This is a genomic window from Aureimonas sp. AU22, assembly GCF_001463745.1.
GTDB lineage: Bacteria > Pseudomonadota > Alphaproteobacteria > Rhizobiales > Rhizobiaceae > Aureimonas.
In genome coordinates this window covers 26,120-41,898 of record NZ_BBWJ01000019.1, presented here as the reverse complement: position 1 = coordinate 41,898, position 15,779 = coordinate 26,120, and the positions used below count along the sequence as shown (strand labels likewise).

Sequence of the window (15,779 nt, the reverse complement as noted above, 5' to 3'; positions counted from 1 at the left end):
CTCATGGCACGACCTCTTCCAGGGGGCCGGCCGCGTCGGGCCCGGGCGGCTGCGACACTTCGCTGGCGTAAACCCGACCGAGATCGCTCTCGATCTTGGCGAGAAGACCGTTGGCCGCCATCGCGTAGGCGACGTCGATCGCGGCCGCCGTGCCCTCGGCATCGGAGCCGCCGTGGCTCTTGATGACGACGCCGTTCAGACCGAGGAAGACGCCGCCGTTGACCTTGCGGGGGTCCATCTTGTCACGCAACCGGTCGAAGGCGCTCTTTGCGAGGAGATAGCCGAGCTTCGCCATCCAGGTGCGGGTCATCGCCGCGCGGAGGTATGAGCCGATCTGCCGCGCCGTGCCCTCGGCGGTCTTGAGCGCGATGTTGCCGGTGAACCCTTCGGTGACGACGACGTCCACCGTACCCTTGCCGAGGTCCGTCCCTTCGACGAAGCCGCGATAGTCGAGACCGGCGATCGGGGTTTCCTTCATCAGGCGCCCCGCCTCTCGGATATCCTCCTGGCCCTTCACCTCCTCGACGCCGATGTTGAGGAGACCGACGGTCGGGCGCTCGATCTGGAACAGCGCGCGCGACATGGCCGCGCCCATCACGGAAAAGTCGATGAGCTGCTGGCTATCGGCGCCGATCGTCGCGCCGACATCGAGGACGATGCTTTCGCCCCGCAGGGTGGGCCAGATCGCGGCGATCGCGGGGCGCTCGATGTTGGCCATCGTTCGCAGACAGAACTTCGCCATGGCCATTAGCGCGCCGGTATTGCCGGCCGAAACGGCGACGTCCGCCTCTCCGGTCTTCACCGCCTCGATGGTCTTCCACATCGACGACTTGTACCGCCCCTGCCGCAGCGCCTGCGAAGGCTTGTCGTCCATGCGGATCGACACGTCGCAATGATGAAAAACGGACCGCTCGCGCAACTTCGGGAGCGCGTCCAGCACCGGCCGGACAGCATCCTCCTGACCGAAGATGGCGAACCGCATGTCGGGATGGCGCTCCAGCGCCATTTGCGCGCCAGCGAGCACGACGGAGGGACCATGGTCCCCGCCCATCGCGTCCAGTGCGATCGTTATGGTGGTTTTCGACAACAAAGATAACCTGCCTTCAGATCAGTGCGTTGCCCGTCCCGATGGGCGCGACGGACGAGCGGACCTCAACCGTCGGACCCTTTCAGGCGGCCGAGTGCGGCGAAGGGCGAGACCTTGCCGCCGGAAGGGTCGGGATCGGTATCGAGTTCCGAGAACTCGACGTCCCGCGCCCTCGGGTAGGGGTCGAGCGACAGGCCGACAAGTTCCTCGATGAACGGTCCGAGATCGATCGTGTCGCCGCGGAACGTTTCGGGGATATCGGCGCCGTCGGGGTCGAGATGGAGTTCGCCGTCGCCTTCCGGCTGGATGCGGGCGAGCTTGGAGGTCTCGGGCACGAAGACGAGCTCGACCTTCTCGTCCACCACCTCGCGGACGGGATCGAGGGTCACCACGCAAGCCTGATCGAGCGACCCCGTGATGCGTCCGTCGACGGCGATCCCGTCGCGCTTCCAGCGCCGCACGAGAAGATCGGCCACCAGCTCGCCGATCGCGAGGATGCCGAGCCGTTCGGCGACGCCCGCCCGTTCCGTCTCCGTCGCTTCCAGGCGAACGGGCATCCCGGCCTGCGGCAGGCGAGCGACATGCACGATCAGTTTCAGGGGCGCGGCGCTGTCGGCCTTCGTCATGCGACCTCCGTCACGGGCGGCTCCAGCAGGCGTCCGGCAAGGATGTCCTCGGCCGATAGGTTGGCGTAGCGCGCCTGCTGCCTCAACATATGGTGTGCGAGACGCGGTGCCGCATCGGGCCGCCCGCCGACGGCCTCCGTCAGGACGGTGCGGGCGAGAACCTCGGCGAGCCGATCCTCGTCCGCTTTGGCGAACGCGGGCTCGCAGTCGCGCACGCGAGTATAGAAGCGGGCGGCGAAGCGGCGCATGCGCTTTGGAACGGCGAGGTAGCTGATCCCGATCTGGCGCATCGAGTGATCGAGATCGGTCATGAAGCGGTCGACGAGGTCCTGCGAAAGATCCTTCAGTCGTGGCTCGCCGGCGCACCGCCGCACGAGCACGATCATCTCCAGCGACAGGGACTCGAACCGTCCTTCCAGCGTGTCCGGCAGACCACCTTCGACGAAGCGCGCGGGGTCGCGGGCCGAGGCGACAACCTGGTCCCAGAGCTGATCGACGATCTGCCGATTTCGGCGATCCCGTCGCAGACGGGCCAGAATTCCCACGTCGTTCTCCTAGCGTTTCGCAGGTCGGGTTCGCACGCATGAGGCCGGATTGCAACGGTTGGCAAGGTGCTTTACCAAGTCGCAACCTTCGGGGCGGCGGCGGTGCCTCACTTTCCGACCATTCCGCACCTACGGAACGCAAAACCGATTCCTTCGGGAGGAGTAGCATCCGCGTGATCGAGATCCATCGTCCGTTGCGCCGCGTGGTCCTGGCGACCAGCGTCGGCGCCATGATCGTTCTGGCGGGGTGCCAGACGGCGGAAGTCTACAATCAGGGCTACATCGTGGACGAGCAGGCTCTCGCTCAGGTGCCGGTCGGCTCGAGCCGCGATCAGGTCCTCCTCGCGCTCGGCTCCCCCTCCACCACGGCGACCTTCGATAACGAGGTGTTCTACTACATCTCGCAGAAGCGCGTTCGCCCCGTCGCCTTCATGAAGCCGCGCCTCGTCGACCAGCGTATCCTTGCGGTCTATTTCGGCCCGGACAACACTGTCCGCCAGATCGCCAATTACGGCCTTCAGGACGGCAAGGTCTTCGACTTCATCTCGCGCACCACGCCAACGGGCGGTCGCGACTCCAGCTTCCTCGGCTCGATCCTGTCGGACGACGGTCCGGGTACCGGCAACATCCTGGACTCGATGGGCAGCATGGGCCGCTCGGGCGGCGTATCGGCGGGACGCTGATTGAAGACGCAGAAAAGGCCGGCATTGCCGGCCTTTTTCATATCCGCTGGGAAGGGGACGACGCCTGCGCATCAGTCCTTTTCCTTCGGATCCTGACCACGCCCCTCGCCGCGCGAGCGACGGGCCACGCGGTCGAGCACCGCGTTTACGAGGCGCGCCTCGTCCTCGTCGTAGAAGGCCTTGGCGATGTCGACGTATTCGCTGACGATTACCGCCACGGGCACGTCCTTGCGGGCCGTCACCTCGTAGGTGCCGGCGCGCAGAATGGCGCGCAGCGTCGTGTCGAGACGGGCGAGCGGCCAGTCGGTGGTCAGCGACGAATGGATCAGCGGATCGATGAAGGTCTGGCCGCGCACGACGCCCGACACGATGTCGCGGAACCATGCGGCGTCGGCCTCGCGATAGGTTTCGCCGTCGACCTCCTGTCCGAGCCGGAAGGCCTCGTATTCGGCGACGGTCTCGAGCAGGCCGGTGCCGCCCACATCCATCTGGTAGAGCGCCTGCACGGCCGCGAGACGGGCGGCGCCGCGCTTGTTGGCGGGGCGGAAGTTGCGAAGGGCAGCCTCGGCCATGTCAGGCTCCGAGACGCTTGCGCATGGCGATCATGGCGAGCGCGGCCGCGGCGGCGTCTCCGCCCTTGTTCTTGCGATCCGTCATCGCCCGCTCCAGCGCCTGTTCCTCGTTCTCGACCGTCAGGATGCCGTTGCCGATCGCCAGACCCTCGTGAACCGAGAGATCCATCAGCGCCCGGCAGGATTCATTGGCGACGATATCGAAATGATAGGTCTCGCCGCGGATCACGCAACCCAGTGCGATGAAACCGTCGTAATCGGTTCCGCCCTCGTCCGCGCCCGACAGCGCGAAACCGACGACGGCCGGGATCTCCAACGCACCCGGCACCGTGACGACGTCGTAGGTCGCGCCGGCCGCGTCGAGATGGGCCTTGGCCCCTGCCAGCTGATGGTCCGCGATGTGGTCGTAGAAGCGGGCCTCGATGATGAGCAGGTGCGGAGCGGACATGGCGACTTTCCAAAACGGTACGGAACGCAGATCACCGACGCGCGGGGCGCTGGATCATGCGATGCAAGCGAACGGGAACTTGGGGCGCGGTGGCCTTCGAACTACTCGGCCTGTCCGGGCCCGAACAGACGCTCCGCATAGCGTGCAATCTGATCGACCTCAAGGTTCACGTGGTCGCCTTCGCCCTTTTCACCCCAGGTCGTCACCTCCAGCGAATGCCGGATCAGGAGAACATCGAAGCGGTGACCGCTGACGCCGTTGACCGTCAGCGACGTGCCGTCGAGGCAGACGGACCCCTTAGGCGCGATGAAGCGCGAGAGCGTCGGGGGCGCTTCCAGGGTGAACCGGACGGCCTCCCCCTCCTCCGTGCGCGCGACGATCCGCGCCTGACCGTCGACGTGACCGGAGACGAGGTGGCCGCCGAGTTCGTCGCCGACCTTCAGCGCACGTTCGAGATTCAGTCGCGAACCCTCCGCCCATTGCGACGCGGTGGTGAGACGGAGCGCTTCCTCCCAGGCCTCGACTTCGAACCAGCGATCGTTGGCGTCCTCGGCCGGCAGGCGGGTCACCGTCAGGCAGACGCCCGAACACGCGATCGAGGCGCCGATGGCGATGGTGGCCGGCTCGTAGATGGTTTCGATGCGGTAGCGACGCCCGGCATCCAGCATCCGCACCGAAGCGATCCGCCCGACGTCCGTTACGATCCCGGTGAACATGCGTCGTTCCTTTCCCATTCGGTCCAAACATCGGTCCCGAACCGCTCGCTCCGCCCGAGACGGAACCCTTGCGGTTTCAGGACACCGGCGGGCGCCGGAATGCCGAGCTCGCCGATGACCAGTTCCGAGCGCAGCGCGACGATCCGGTCCACCTGCCCGGCCCAGAGAAAGGCGTTGGCAAGCGCCGGGCCGCCCTCCACCATTACGGTCTGGATTCCGACCGACGGCATGAACCGCAGCATGGCCCGGAGGTGATCGGCATCGTAGCCTTCGAGCGGCAGGAGGCCGCAGCCGGCCTTGCGGTAGGGGTCGGCCGCGGCATCGGCCGCATGCGTCGTCGCGATCAGCGTCGGCACCGCGTCGGCCGTCTGCACCAGGCGCGCGCCGAGCGGCAGGCGAAGCTGGGGATCGACGACGATGCGGATCGGCGAACGGGCTTCGAGGCCCGGCAGCCGGCAGGTCAGGAGCGGATCGTCGGCGATCGCGGTCCCGACGCCCACCATGATCGCATCCATGCCGGCGCGCATCAGATGAACCTGGCGGTTGGCGATCGGTCCGCTGACACCGACGCGGTCGCCCCCCAAACGCCCCACCGCGCCATCGGCCGAAATGGCCATCTTCAGCGTCACATGCGGGCGGCCGCGGCAGAGGCGGGACAGGAACCCCTCGAACGGTCGCCCGGCGTCTTCGCCCTCGAACAGTTCGCGAACGTCGACCCCGGCCCCGCGAAGGGTGGCGATGCCGCGGCCGTTGACACGCGGATCCGGGTCGGCGGCGCCGATCACGACGCGCGTCACGCCCGCCGCGACGAGGGCATTCGCGCAAGGGCCGGTCCGTCCTTGATGGGCACAGGGCTCGAGCGTCACATAGGCCGTCGCGCCGCGCGCCGCCGTCCCGGCGTCTCGCAGGGCGACGCGCTCGGAATGCGGGCGCCCGCCGAGCGCCGTGACGCCACGCCCGACGACCTCGGCGCCCGCTCCCGTCCCCTGCACCAGGATCGTTCCGACCGAAGGGTTCTCGGCCGTCAACCCGACATGCCGCAGCGACAGGCGACGCGCGGCGGCCATGAAACGCCGGTCGTCGGCGTCCTGCCGTGACGATGGCTCAGCCACGGTCGTCCGTCGGGGTTTCGGGCTCGGCGGCGAGTTCGACGATGACGGACTCGAAGTCCCGCGCTTCGCGGAAGTCGCGATACACGGAGGCGAAGCGCACGAAGGCCACGTCGTCGAAGCCGCGCAACGCTTCCATCACCAGCCGCCCGATCGCCTCGGAGGGAATGTCCGCCTCGCCAGTCGATTCGAGTTGCCGCACGATGCCCGAGATCATGCGCTCCACCCGCTCTTCCTCGACGGGGCGTTTGCGAAGTGCCGTGTGGATCGAGCGAGCGAGCTTGTCCCGCTCGAAGGGAACGCGCCGTCCGGACTTCTTCACCACCATCAGGTCGCGAAGCTGGACGCGTTCGAACGTCGTGAAACGCCCGCTGCAATCGGGGCAGACGCGCCGGCGCCGGATCGCCCCGCCATCCTCGGCGGAGCGCGAATCCTTCACCTGGCTGTCCTGCGACCCGCAGAAGGGGCAACGCATGGGACGCGATCAGCCGAGATTGGCGTAGATCGGGAACCGCTCCGTCAGCGCCAGCACCTTCTGCTTCACGCGCGCCTCGGTGGCGGCATTGCCCTCGTCGGAGTTCGACGCCTTGAGGCCGTCCAGGACCTCGACGATGAGCCGTCCGACCTCGCGGAACTCCTCCGTGCCGAAGCCGCGCGTCGTCGCGGCCGGCGTGCCGACGCGGATGCCCGAGGTGATGGCTGGCTTTTCCGGATCGTTGGGCACGCCGTTCTTGTTGCAGGTGATGGCGGCGCGGCCGAGCGCGGCTTCGGTCGCCTTGCCGTTCAGCATCTTCGGACGCAGATCGACCAGCATCAGATGCGTGTCGGTGCCGCCGGAGACGATGTCGACACCACCCGCGCGAAGCGTCTCGGCCAGCGCCTTGGCGTTGTCGGCGACGGCCTTGATGTAGGTGCGGTAGCCCGGCTGCAGCGCCTCGCCGAAGGCCACGGCCTTGCCAGCGATGACGTGCATCAGGGGACCGCCCTGCAGGCCCGGAAAGATCGCCGAGTTGATCTTCTTGGCGATGTCCTCGTCGTTGGTGAGGATCAGGCCGCCGCGCGGACCGCGAAGGGTCTTGTGCGTCGTCGAGGTCGCGACATGGGCGTGCGGGAACGGGCTGGGATGCTGTCCGCCCGCCACGAGGCCGGCGAAATGGGCCATATCCACCCAGAGATAAGCGCCGACGGAATCGGCAATCGCACGGAACCGCGCGAAGTCGATGATGCGCGAATAGGCCGAACCGCCGGCCACGATGATCTCCGGCTTGTGCTCGTGCGCCAGACGCTCGACCTCGTCGTAGTCGATCAGTCCGGTGGCGAGATCCAGGCCGTACTGGACCGCGTTGAACCAGCGCCCGGAAAGGTTGGGCTTGGCGCCGTGCGTCAGGTGGCCGCCGGCATCGAGGCTCATGCCGAGGATGGTCGCGCCCGGCTTGGTGAGAGCGAGAAGCACGCCCTGGTTGGCCTGGCTGCCGGAGTTCGGCTGGACGTTGGCGAAGCCGCAGCCGAACAGCGCCTTGGCGCGGTCGATCGCGAGCTGCTCGACGACGTCCACGAACTCGCAGCCGCCATAGTAGCGCCGTCCGGGATACCCTTCCGCATACTTGTTGGTCAGCACCGAGCCCTGCGCTTCCAGGACGGCGCGCGAGACGATGTTCTCCGAGGCGATGAGTTCGATCTCGTGCTGCTGGCGATGCAACTCGTTACGCATGGCGCCGAAGAGATCGGCGTCGACCGAAGCGATGCCGTCCGTGAAGAAGCCGTTGGGGGCGAACGTCGAATCCATGGCTTGAGCCTGCGACATGACCGGGTGCTCCTCGCTTCGGCGGCGTCTAGCCGCGATTTGGCGGCGCCTTAACACGTTACGTCCCGCTGTGCACGCGGGAACGAAAACGCGAAAGGCCCGGCGTCGCCGCCGGGCCCCTGTTTGTTCGAAAGCCGATGTCGTCAATAAGGCAGATCGGCGTAGGCCTGCTCGCCCGAAGCATAGGCCGTGGGCCGCGCGTCGGTCATCACCAGCTGGTCCGCGCCGTCGCGGGCATAGATGTCGTCGCGGAACTGCACCACGGTCGGATCGGTCGCCCAGGCGGTGAGGTAGGTGAAGTGCAGCGGCACCGGGTTGTTGAAGTTCACGTCCTGACGGGTGCGGGCCGCGATCGTCTTCTCGATCGCCGCGCGGTCCCAGCCCGGCGTGTCGCGCGCCAGCCAGACGATCAGGTCGCGCACGTTCTGGACGCGCACGCAGCCCGACGATTCGAAGCGCATGAGCTGCGAGAACACGCTCTGCTGCGGCGTGTCGTGCATGTAGACGGCGTACGGGTTCGGGAAGTTGATCTTCACCGACGACATCGCGTTCATGCGGCCCGGGTTCTGGCGGAAGAGGTACTTCACCGCCTCGTCCGTCTGCCAGTTGATCGTCTCGGGCGGGATCACGCTCCCGTCGGCCGCATAGATGATGATGTCGTTGCGCTGCAGATAGGTCGGGTCCTTCTGCATCAGCGGGATGATGTCCTTGCGGACGATCGACGCCGGCGCGTGCCAGTACGGGTTGAGGTTGAGGTTGGTGATCTTGGAGTCGAGGATCGGCGTCTGGCGGTCGATCTTGCCGACCACCGCGGTGTGACGCTGCACGACGCGCCCGTTCTCCACCGCCTCGATCGACGCGGCGGGAATGTTGACCATCACGAAGCGGCCGGGATCGACCTGGATGGCCGAGAGGCGCTGGATGTTGGTGTTGAGCTGCGTCACGCGCACGTCGGCCGGTACGTTGAGGGCCTTGAACGTGTACTCGCCGACGGCGCCGTCGGCGGGCAGGCCGTGGCGCGCCTGGAAGCGCTTCACTGCGGCGTCGACATAGGTGTCGAAGGCCTGCGAGGCGCCGGCCGAGCGGTCGAGATCGCCCGAGACGACGAGGCGCTCGCGCAGATACGGCACGGCGGCGTTCTGCACGCCGAGCTCGAGCTTGGAGGAGTCGGGCACGCGCTGCCAACCGCCGGACATGGCGATCTGCAGGTACTGGCCCGCCGCCTGCTGCATGGCGTTCAGCGTCTTGGACGAGAACACCGGCTGGTTCGAGGCGACGTTGCGGACGCTGGCCTGGCGGGTGTCGAACTGGTCGTTCCAGCCGCCCCGGTTGGGCGCCGCCAGCACGCCATCGATCGCCGACTGGGCGCGCGCGGCCCCGGCGAAGGCGCCTGCCCCCAGAATGCTGGCCGCGCCGGCCACGAAGCGCCGGCGGCTGATACGGATCGAACGGTTGTCTGCGCCCTCAGTCATTCTCAAACCCCTTGGCAAGTCTTGCCCACTTGCGCCGCAACATAGGGGCGGCTTGGTAAACCAAAGCGTAACGGGCAATCACGGAACCGACAGGGATTGGACCCCTGGCGCCTGGAAACCCGAATGGCCATCGGATTACGGCGAAAAGGGGGACCGAAAAGGCCAAAGCCCTGACGGGTCGAGATGTTTCGGGTCGGCTGTTGCAAAAAACCCCGCGAGCGGGACGACGCTCGCGGGGTCATGGGACGATCGCGGACCGGAGGCGACGCGATCAGCCGATAGGACCGGTCTAAAGCCGATACATGATCGAATCGTTCCAGAACCGGTCGAGGCGCTGGAGAGACTTGTTCAGCTTCTGGAACTCGCCCTCGTCGAGGCCGCCGACCTTGTCGATCGAGCCGATGTGGCGATCGTAGAGCTCGGCGACGATCTCAGCGACCTCCAGGCCGGACTTCGTCAGCGACACACGGACGGCGCGGCGGTCGACGCGCGAGCGCTGATGGTCGATGAAGCCGAGCTCGACGAGCTTCTTGAGGTTATACGAGACGTTGGAGCCGAGGTAGAAGCCGCGGGTGCGCAACTCACCGGCGGTGAGGACGGAATCGCCGATGTTGAAGAGGAGCAGGGCCTGAACCGCGTTGATGTCGGTCCGACCGGCGCGATCGAACTCGTCCTTGATCACGTCCAGCAACCGGCGGTGGAGACGCTCCACCAGTTGCAGCGTTTCCAGGTACAGCATCTTCAGCTCAGGCTTGTCTTCACGCACAATCTCTGCAGCGCGCTTGGCGACCGTATTCTTCATGATCGATCCCACTGTTGCTTTCCGAGGTTCTTCATGACCTCGTCTTGTCCAGCAACTTACGCGGCGCGTCTAAAATTCGTTTTAAAACGCAGGCTTAACGGGGAGTTTAAGAATTGCGATTGCGATTTTGCTGAACGCGCAGTGAACGCCGGGAGGCAAAAGCAACCGACTTCGGCTCAACGATCGCCGCGCAAACGCTTGCGTCTCTCGAAGGCGCCGACGATCCGGAGCGCCGCCAGCAGGGCCAGTCCGAAGGCGTGACCGCCCAGGATCAGCGGCTCCCCTCCGAAGAGATGCGGGAAGCCCAACCGCATCACGGCCTCGCAGGCCGCCACCAGGATCCAGATCACGCCGCCCCATGACGTCGCGAGCCACAGGCCCGTGCCGGCAACCGGGTAGAGCACGGCGAGGGTCGGACAGGCGATCCGCCACCAGACCGGCATGAGGTCGAAGCGCCACAAGGCGCCATCGAAGACGCCGATCAGCCGGATCCAGTAGACGAGGCCCATGCCGAACATGGCGAGGCCCGCGATCCGGCAAAGCCAGACGACTAATGCGCGGTTGAGCGATGCTTCCCGGTCCCGTTCGAAGATCTCCAGCGTCATGAACGCCGGGGCGGCGCACCGAAAACGGCGCGCGCGAGTTCGAGGGGTGAAGGGGTCATGCCATGTCCTGATCGAGGCTCGAGCGTAACCTTTGAAGGACGCCGCACGATGGACAAAGGCTAGGCACCCTCGCCCGCCGCGTCAATGCGATGGGCTCGCACCCGAGCTTTCGGGGTTGTGCAAGCCTCGATGCCGGGGGCATAGCAGCGCCATGAAGGACGGAAAGGACAGGACCATGGCCGAGCGCAACGCGATGACCGGCAGGATCGACCGCGCCACCGGCGGAACGCGCCTGCGCCGCCTGCGGCAGAACGATTGGACCCGTCGTCTGGTGCGCGAGACCGACGTGCGAGCCGACGACCTCATCTGGCCGATCTTCGTGCGCGAGGGCGACGGCGAGGCGCAGCCGGTCGCCTCCATGCCGGGCGTCTCCCGTTATTCCGTCGCGGGCTGCGTCGAGGCTGCGCGGCGCGCGGCCGATCTCGGTATTCCCGTCGTGGCGCTGTTTCCCTACACGGACGCATCGCTTCGGAACGAGACCGGCAGCGAGGCTCTCAACGAGAACAACCTCGTGTGCCGCGCGACGCGCGCCATGAAGGAGGCGGTGCCCGAGGTCGGCATTCTCTGCGACGTCGCGCTCGATCCCTACACGAGCCACGGCCATGACGGCATCGTGCGGGACGGCGTCATCGTCAACGACGAGACGGTGGAACTCCTCTGTCGCCAGGCGCTCGTTCAGGCGCGTGCCGGCTGCGACATCATCGGCCCGTCCGACATGATGGACGGTCGCGTGGCCTGCATCCGCGAGACGCTGGACACCGAGGGTTTCGGCGACACGATGATCATGTCCTACGCCGCCAAATACGCCTCCGCCTTCTACGGCCCGTTTCGTGATGCGGTCGGGTCGGCGGGCGCTCTGCGCGGCGACAAGCGCACCTACCAGATGGACATGGGCAACGCGTTGGAGGCCCTGCGCGAGGCGGCGCAGGACGTCGCCGAAGGCGCCGACATGATCATGGTCAAGCCCGGCCTGCCCTATCTCGACATCCTCGCCCGCCTCGTCGACGAGTTCCGCATGCCGACCTTCGCCTACCAGACGTCCGGCGAGTACGCGACCATCATGGCGGCCGCGCAGAACGGCTGGATCGATGGGGACAAGGCGATGTTCGAGTCGCTGCGCGCCTTCAAGCGGGCGGGCGCCTCCGGCATCCTCACCTACTTCGCGCCGAAGGTCGCGGAAGCCCTGCACCGGGGCTGAAACCCGCCATTGCGCGTGCAGCAAACCGGCACCATCTCCTGTCTCGAACCGGAATTTCCGGCAGGAATTGGAGAGACGAGACGATGAGCGATGCGACGGTCCTGAACGCCGCACCCCGGACCTGGCTGGACGAGCCGCGAGCCTACGAGGGTGTGCGCACGCGCCGCGTGCTGTCCTTCCTCGTGGACTACACGATCGTGCTCCTCCTCTGCATCCCGTTCGGTCTCATCGTGGGCGTGCTCGGCATCCTGACATTCGGCCTCGGCTGGATGCTCTACGGTGCTCTCTTTCCGCTCGTTGCCCTGCCCTATGTCGCCTTCACCCTGGGCGGAAAGTCCCAGGCGACGCCGGGCATGCGCCTCTTCGGGCTCCGGCTCGAGCGCCTCGACGGGCGACCGACCGACCCGGGTCTCGGCGTCGCGCATTCCGTCCTGTTCTGGGTCGCCGGTGCGCTGACCTCGGGCTTCATCGTGGTGCTCGGCCTCTTCACGGCGCGCAAGCAGCTGATCCAGGATCTGCTGCTGAACACTGTGGTCGTACGACGCACCTGACGGGATAGTTGAGGAATTTTTCGATCGCCGTGTCCGCGAGAGCTTTTCAAGCTGCGCGGCGGTCACCACACTGATGTGGCGCGTGCGGAAGAAAGCCGCGCGCGACACGAGGCGCCAGACCGCATGACCGCTCATCCGCAGAGCCCGCAGTTCTTCCTCACGGCGCCATCGCCCTGCCCCTATCTCGACGGCCAGTTCGAGCGGAAGGTCTTCACCCATCTCGTCGGCGCGCGCGCGTCTGCCCTTCTCGACCTGCTCACCCAGGGCGGATTTCGCCGAAGCCAGAACATCGCCTATCGGCCGGCCTGCGAGCGTTGCCGCGCTTGCGTGTCGGTGCGCATCCTCGTGGATGAATTCGAACCGACGCGATCGATGCGCCGCGTGATGCAGGCGAATGCCGATCTGTTCGGCCACATGGAAACCGCCGAGCCGTCGTCCGAACAGTTCGCCCTGTTCCGCCGCTATCTCGAAGCCCGGCACGCGAATGGCGGCATGGCCGAGATGAGCGCCGGCGACTACGCCATGATGGTGGAGGACAGCCAGGTGGACACGCGGCTGATCCAGTATCGGCGCAAGGGGCCGGACTACCGCATCACCGGTCGCTCCGACGAGCCGCTGATGGCGGTGGCGCTCAGCGACGTCATGGCCGATGGCATGTCGATGGTCTACTCGTACTATCGTCCGGACGAAGTGGACCGGAGCCTCGGCACCTACATGATCCTCGATCATATCCGTCGCACGCGCGAGCTCGGCCTGCCCTATCTCTACCTCGGCTATTGGGTCGAGGGGTCCCGCAAGATGCAGTACAAGATCCGCTTCCAGCCGCAGGAGCACCTGATGGCCAAGGGGTGGGAGCGCTACGCGGCGGGCTGAACAGAGGTCAGACGTGCGCCGAAAGGGCGCGGAGGCGATCCTTGTCGGCTTCGAACGTCAGCGCCAGTTCGGCTCGCGCCAGAGCCTCGCGGGAATGCCGGCGGGCGGCTTCGACGTAGTCCGGATTGCCGAGACGCGACAGGGTGAGCAACGCCTTCTGGAGGCGCGTGCCCACCTCGACCACCGTCGCGCCGTCGCGCGCCATCGCCAGAAACGCGTCGTCGAAAAGATCGTCCGCCCGTAGCGGAGGCACGAAGACGTTGTCGATCTCATCTGTGATCTCGTCGGCGGGTTCGACCCAGGCTGCTAGGACGCGCAGCAGACGGCTGATCACATCGACCGCGGTCCCGAGATCGTTGGTGGCGGGCGACAGCGCTCTGCTGCCGACCTCCGTGAGGACGCAGATACCGAAGCGTGGGTCCTGGTCGAAGGACCTCCGGTCGCCGATGGTGAAGCAGTCCCTCAACGCCGCCTCGTCGATCGAGCCCCCGTTGACCGCTGCAATCGGTTGCGTCGGATCGGCAAGTTCGCCGGGCAGCCGCAGAACGAAGACGCGGGCGTTCGCTTTGGTCGCGAGTTCCGATAAGGCCTCGACGTCGATGTGCTGGACATATCCGATGGCCGTCGGAGCCAACCGGTTCGCGCTTTCGGGCACGTCCTTCGTGCGGTCGAGCAGCGGTCTTGCCCCGAGATGCGGGCGGCGCCGGCGCTCCCGAATGGCAGAAAGCGCCGCCTCCTCCACCCGCTGCGTCGTCTCGGTCACGCGGCCGAGACGCGACAGGTGGTCGATCCAGCGCAGCAGGGTGACGATGATGAAGACGATCACGAGGATCGTCACGCCGAAGAGGATCGCCCGCCCCCGCTCGCCGTACGTGCCCGTCGAAAGGGCGATGATGCCGACAAGGCTGAACAGGAACGTGCCGATGAAGGTCGACAGGACGTTCTGCGTCGTCGAATCCTCCATGATGAGGACGTTGGCGCGCGGCGTGACGTTGCTGGTCGCCGCCGAATAGGCCGAAACCATGGTGGAGAGCGAGAAGGTCGTCACCGTGAGCATCGACGACGCCAGGATGCCGAGAATGTTGTCGACCGCGTCCGACCCGATCTTGGTGGAGATGTTCAGGGGAATGAACGGGCTCGCCCAAGTGCCGAGCAGCGCCGTTACGACGCCGAGCAGCGAGAACAGACCGGCCCGAAACCAGATCCGCCGCGTGATCCGCCGGACGATCCAACCCCACCGTCCGATCATGCGTCGTTCCTTGCTTCGTCCAACCGTCGCCGCCGCAGCGCTTCGGCCACGTAGTCGCGTGACAGGCTGTGGTAGAGCGGCTCGCCCGACACAAGGCGCGCCGTGCCGAAGCCAAGGAGCGCGGTGAGCATCACCGGGACGACGTTGGTCTGGTTGCCCGTCATCTCGATGATGATGACGAAGGCCGTCATCGGCGCCTGCACGACGCCCGCGAAGTAGCCCGTCATGCCGAGGATCGCCGCGAGCCCAGCGCCGCCGCCGATGACGAGGCCGATCGTCGAGCCGAGCCCGGCGCCGACCGCCAGCGAGGGCGCGAAGATGCCGCCGGGGATACCGGACACCATGGACGCCAGGCCCGCCGCGAACTTGCCGACGAAAAAGAGCGGCGACAACGTGCCCCCTTCGATCGCCGCGCGAGCCTGTTCGTATCCCGTGCCGAACGTCGTTCCACCGGATGCGAAGCCGATCAGCGCGACGACAAGCCCGCATAGGGCCGCGGCTCCGACGACCCGTCGCGGCGCTCCCTTCGTCCAGCGGCGGAGACGTCGCAGCAGCCGCAGCGCCCCGGCGCTGAACAAGGCACCGAGCGCGCCGCCGAGGACGCCGCAGACGACCACGAGCACCCAGCCTTCGGCCGACCCGACGACGGCTTCGCTTTCGCCGAAATACGTGTAGTTGCCGGTCAGCGCGAGCGAGGCGAGGCCCGCCACGACGACGGCCGAGATCACGAGCCCGTTGGTGCGCGCCTCGTAGGCTCGCCCCATCTCCTCGATCGCAAAGACGATGCCAGCGAGCGGGGTATTGAACGCCGCTGCGATGCCGGCGGCGGATCCCGCCAGGATCAGCCCCCGCGCATGCATCGCACCGCCTGCCCGGCCCACCGCCATCATGATCGCCGCGCCCACCTGAACGGTCGGCCCCTCGCGCCCGATCGAGGCGCCGGAGAAGAGACCGAGAAGGGTGAGGACGATCTTGCCGAACCCGACCCGCAGCGACAGAAGCCGCCCGCGCTCGGCGTCTGCCTCCAGATGTCGCGCAGCGATGGCCTGCGGGATACCGCTGCCCTGCGAATTCGGAAAGTATGTGAGCGCCAGCCAGCTCGACAGCGCAAAGCCGAGCGGAGGAACCAGCAGCATCGCCACCGTGCCGACGCCCGGAGCCGTGGTCAGCGACGCGAACAGGTGTTGTGCGCCGTCCGCAAGCTTCGCAAAAAGGACGCTGGTCAGGCCCACCGTGAGGGCGCCGAACCAGAACACGAGGCGCGGACGCCATGCGCGCTTCGACCACAGCGCCGCTCGCGAACGGCGCAGCATCGGCGTGCGGCGGAGGCGCGATTTCGATCGAACGGAGGTGGTCTTCGGCATACGGCGTACTCGGGC

The 15,779-nt window shown here is 66.8% G+C and carries 18 protein-coding genes; 4 read left to right on the top strand and 14 right to left on the bottom strand.

Going from position 1 to position 15,779, the window contains the following annotated elements; all coding sequences use genetic code 11:
- Position 1: 1 nt before the first annotated feature.
- The 3 genes from plsX to AUL34_RS07615 all read right to left on the bottom strand — a co-directional run bounded on the left by plsX (position 2) and on the right by AUL34_RS07615 (position 2,258).
- A complete protein-coding gene (plsX, locus tag AUL34_RS07625) occupies positions 2–1,090 on the bottom strand; it encodes a phosphate acyltransferase PlsX (protein ID WP_082653227.1) in 1,089 nt (362 codons plus the stop codon).
- A gap of 62 nt (positions 1,091–1,152) precedes the next feature.
- Positions 1,153–1,713, bottom strand: a complete 561-nt coding sequence (locus tag AUL34_RS07620; RefSeq protein WP_061932842.1) for a DUF177 domain-containing protein — start codon at positions 1,711–1,713, stop codon at positions 1,153–1,155.
- Positions 1,710–2,258 carry a ubiquinol-cytochrome C chaperone family protein gene (locus AUL34_RS07615; protein WP_061932840.1) on the bottom strand — a complete coding sequence of 183 codons (549 nt, stop codon included), beginning with the start codon at positions 2,256–2,258 and terminating at the stop codon, positions 1,710–1,712. The genes AUL34_RS07620 and AUL34_RS07615 overlap by 4 nt, the downstream gene beginning before the upstream one ends.
- Positions 2,259–2,488: 230 nt before the next feature.
- On the opposite strand from AUL34_RS07615, the gene AUL34_RS07610 reads away from it, so the two are divergent.
- A complete protein-coding gene (locus AUL34_RS07610) occupies positions 2,489–2,941 on the top strand; it encodes an outer membrane protein assembly factor BamE (RefSeq protein ID WP_192845717.1) in 453 nt (150 codons plus the stop codon).
- A 71-nt stretch (positions 2,942–3,012) separates the two neighbouring features.
- On the opposite strand, the gene nusB is transcribed toward AUL34_RS07610, so the two are convergent.
- The 9 genes from nusB to AUL34_RS07565 form a co-directional block, all read right to left on the bottom strand.
- Positions 3,013–3,513, bottom strand: a complete 501-nt coding sequence (nusB, locus tag AUL34_RS07605) for a transcription antitermination factor NusB (RefSeq protein ID WP_061932837.1) — start codon at positions 3,511–3,513, stop codon at positions 3,013–3,015.
- 1 nt (position 3,514) lies between these two features.
- On the bottom strand, positions 3,515–3,961 hold the full coding sequence (locus AUL34_RS07600) for a 6,7-dimethyl-8-ribityllumazine synthase (protein WP_061932835.1): 447 nt from the start codon (positions 3,959–3,961) through the stop codon (positions 3,515–3,517).
- 101 nt (positions 3,962–4,062) lie between these two features.
- The gene (locus tag AUL34_RS07595) at positions 4,063–4,677 is read right to left on the bottom strand and encodes a riboflavin synthase (protein WP_061932833.1); all 615 of its coding nucleotides are present in this window, start codon (positions 4,675–4,677) and stop codon (positions 4,063–4,065) included.
- Positions 4,659–5,789: a bifunctional diaminohydroxyphosphoribosylaminopyrimidine deaminase/5-amino-6-(5-phosphoribosylamino)uracil reductase RibD gene (gene ribD, locus AUL34_RS07590; RefSeq protein WP_244492479.1), complete on the bottom strand. Its 1,131-nt coding sequence runs from the start codon at positions 5,787–5,789 to the stop codon at positions 4,659–4,661. The genes AUL34_RS07595 and ribD overlap by 19 nt, the downstream gene beginning before the upstream one ends.
- Positions 5,782–6,261, bottom strand: a complete 480-nt coding sequence (gene nrdR, locus AUL34_RS07585) for a transcriptional regulator NrdR (protein WP_061932830.1) — start codon at positions 6,259–6,261, stop codon at positions 5,782–5,784. Before nrdR ends, ribD begins: the two co-directional genes overlap by 8 nt.
- Before the next feature lie 9 nt (positions 6,262–6,270).
- Positions 6,271–7,572: a serine hydroxymethyltransferase gene (gene glyA, locus AUL34_RS07580; protein ID WP_192845713.1), complete on the bottom strand. Its 1,302-nt coding sequence runs from the start codon at positions 7,570–7,572 to the stop codon at positions 6,271–6,273.
- Positions 7,573–7,733: 161 nt separating this feature from the next.
- A complete protein-coding gene (locus tag AUL34_RS07575) occupies positions 7,734–9,068 on the bottom strand; it encodes a murein L,D-transpeptidase (protein ID WP_370539033.1) in 1,335 nt (444 codons plus the stop codon).
- 283 nt (positions 9,069–9,351) lie between these two features.
- Positions 9,352–9,864, bottom strand: a complete 513-nt coding sequence (gene ldtR, locus AUL34_RS07570; RefSeq protein ID WP_156420828.1) for a transcriptional regulator LdtR — start codon at positions 9,862–9,864, stop codon at positions 9,352–9,354.
- 176 nt (positions 9,865–10,040) lie between these two features.
- A complete protein-coding gene (locus AUL34_RS07565; RefSeq protein WP_061932824.1) occupies positions 10,041–10,469 on the bottom strand; it encodes a DUF6163 family protein in 429 nt (142 codons plus the stop codon).
- A gap of 235 nt (positions 10,470–10,704) precedes the next feature.
- Here AUL34_RS07565 and hemB point away from each other — a divergent pair, with 235 nt between their 5' ends.
- The 3 genes from hemB (at position 10,705) to AUL34_RS07550 (ending at position 13,151) form a co-directional block, all read left to right on the top strand.
- Positions 10,705–11,727 carry a porphobilinogen synthase gene (hemB, locus tag AUL34_RS07560; RefSeq protein WP_061932822.1) on the top strand — a complete coding sequence of 341 codons (1,023 nt, stop codon included), beginning with the start codon at positions 10,705–10,707 and terminating at the stop codon, positions 11,725–11,727.
- Positions 11,728–11,810: 83 nt separating this feature from the next.
- The gene (locus tag AUL34_RS07555; protein ID WP_061932820.1) at positions 11,811–12,278 is read left to right on the top strand and encodes an RDD family protein; all 468 of its coding nucleotides are present in this window, start codon (positions 11,811–11,813) and stop codon (positions 12,276–12,278) included.
- A gap of 123 nt (positions 12,279–12,401) precedes the next feature.
- The gene (locus tag AUL34_RS07550; protein WP_061932818.1) at positions 12,402–13,151 is read left to right on the top strand and encodes an arginyltransferase; all 750 of its coding nucleotides are present in this window, start codon (positions 12,402–12,404) and stop codon (positions 13,149–13,151) included.
- 7 nt (positions 13,152–13,158) lie between these two features.
- On the opposite strand, the gene AUL34_RS07545 is transcribed toward AUL34_RS07550, so the two are convergent.
- The gene (locus tag AUL34_RS07545) at positions 13,159–14,400 is read right to left on the bottom strand and encodes a DUF2254 domain-containing protein (RefSeq protein ID WP_192845712.1); all 1,242 of its coding nucleotides are present in this window, start codon (positions 14,398–14,400) and stop codon (positions 13,159–13,161) included.
- Positions 14,397–15,764 (bottom strand): chloride channel protein, encoded by a 1,368-nt coding sequence (locus AUL34_RS07540; protein WP_061932816.1) that lies wholly within the window; start codon positions 15,762–15,764, stop codon positions 14,397–14,399. The genes AUL34_RS07545 and AUL34_RS07540 overlap by 4 nt, the downstream gene beginning before the upstream one ends.
- Between the last annotated feature and the right edge of the window lie 15 nt (positions 15,765–15,779).

Bases quoted from the DNA above. Each gene is read 5' to 3' on its own strand.
- ldtR (WP_156420828.1), bottom strand. From the start codon at position 9,864: ATGAAGAATACGGTCGCCAAGCGCGCTGCAGAGATTGTGCGTGAAGAC.
- nrdR (WP_061932830.1), bottom strand. From the start codon at position 6,261: ATGCGTTGCCCCTTCTGCGGGTCGCAGGACAGCCAGGTGAAGGATTCG.
- AUL34_RS07595 (WP_061932833.1), bottom strand. From the start codon at position 4,677: ATGTTCACCGGGATCGTAACGGACGTCGGGCGGATCGCTTCGGTGCGG.
- glyA (WP_192845713.1), bottom strand. From the start codon at position 7,572: ATGGATTCGACGTTCGCCCCCAACGGCTTCTTCACGGACGGCATCGCT.
- nusB (WP_061932837.1), bottom strand. From the start codon at position 3,513: ATGGCCGAGGCTGCCCTTCGCAACTTCCGCCCCGCCAACAAGCGCGGC.
- hemB (WP_061932822.1), top strand. From the start codon at position 10,705: ATGGCCGAGCGCAACGCGATGACCGGCAGGATCGACCGCGCCACCGGC.
- AUL34_RS07555 (WP_061932820.1), top strand. From the start codon at position 11,811: ATGAGCGATGCGACGGTCCTGAACGCCGCACCCCGGACCTGGCTGGAC.
- AUL34_RS07600 (WP_061932835.1), bottom strand. From the start codon at position 3,961: ATGTCCGCTCCGCACCTGCTCATCATCGAGGCCCGCTTCTACGACCAC.
- AUL34_RS07540 (WP_061932816.1), bottom strand. From the start codon at position 15,764: ATGCCGAAGACCACCTCCGTTCGATCGAAATCGCGCCTCCGCCGCACG.
- AUL34_RS07545 (WP_192845712.1), bottom strand. From the start codon at position 14,400: ATGATCGGACGGTGGGGTTGGATCGTCCGGCGGATCACGCGGCGGATC.
- AUL34_RS07610 (WP_192845717.1), top strand. From the start codon at position 2,489: ATGATCGTTCTGGCGGGGTGCCAGACGGCGGAAGTCTACAATCAGGGC.
- AUL34_RS07620 (WP_061932842.1), bottom strand. From the start codon at position 1,713: ATGACGAAGGCCGACAGCGCCGCGCCCCTGAAACTGATCGTGCATGTC.
- AUL34_RS07565 (WP_061932824.1), bottom strand. From the start codon at position 10,469: ATGACGCTGGAGATCTTCGAACGGGACCGGGAAGCATCGCTCAACCGC.
- AUL34_RS07550 (WP_061932818.1), top strand. From the start codon at position 12,402: ATGACCGCTCATCCGCAGAGCCCGCAGTTCTTCCTCACGGCGCCATCG.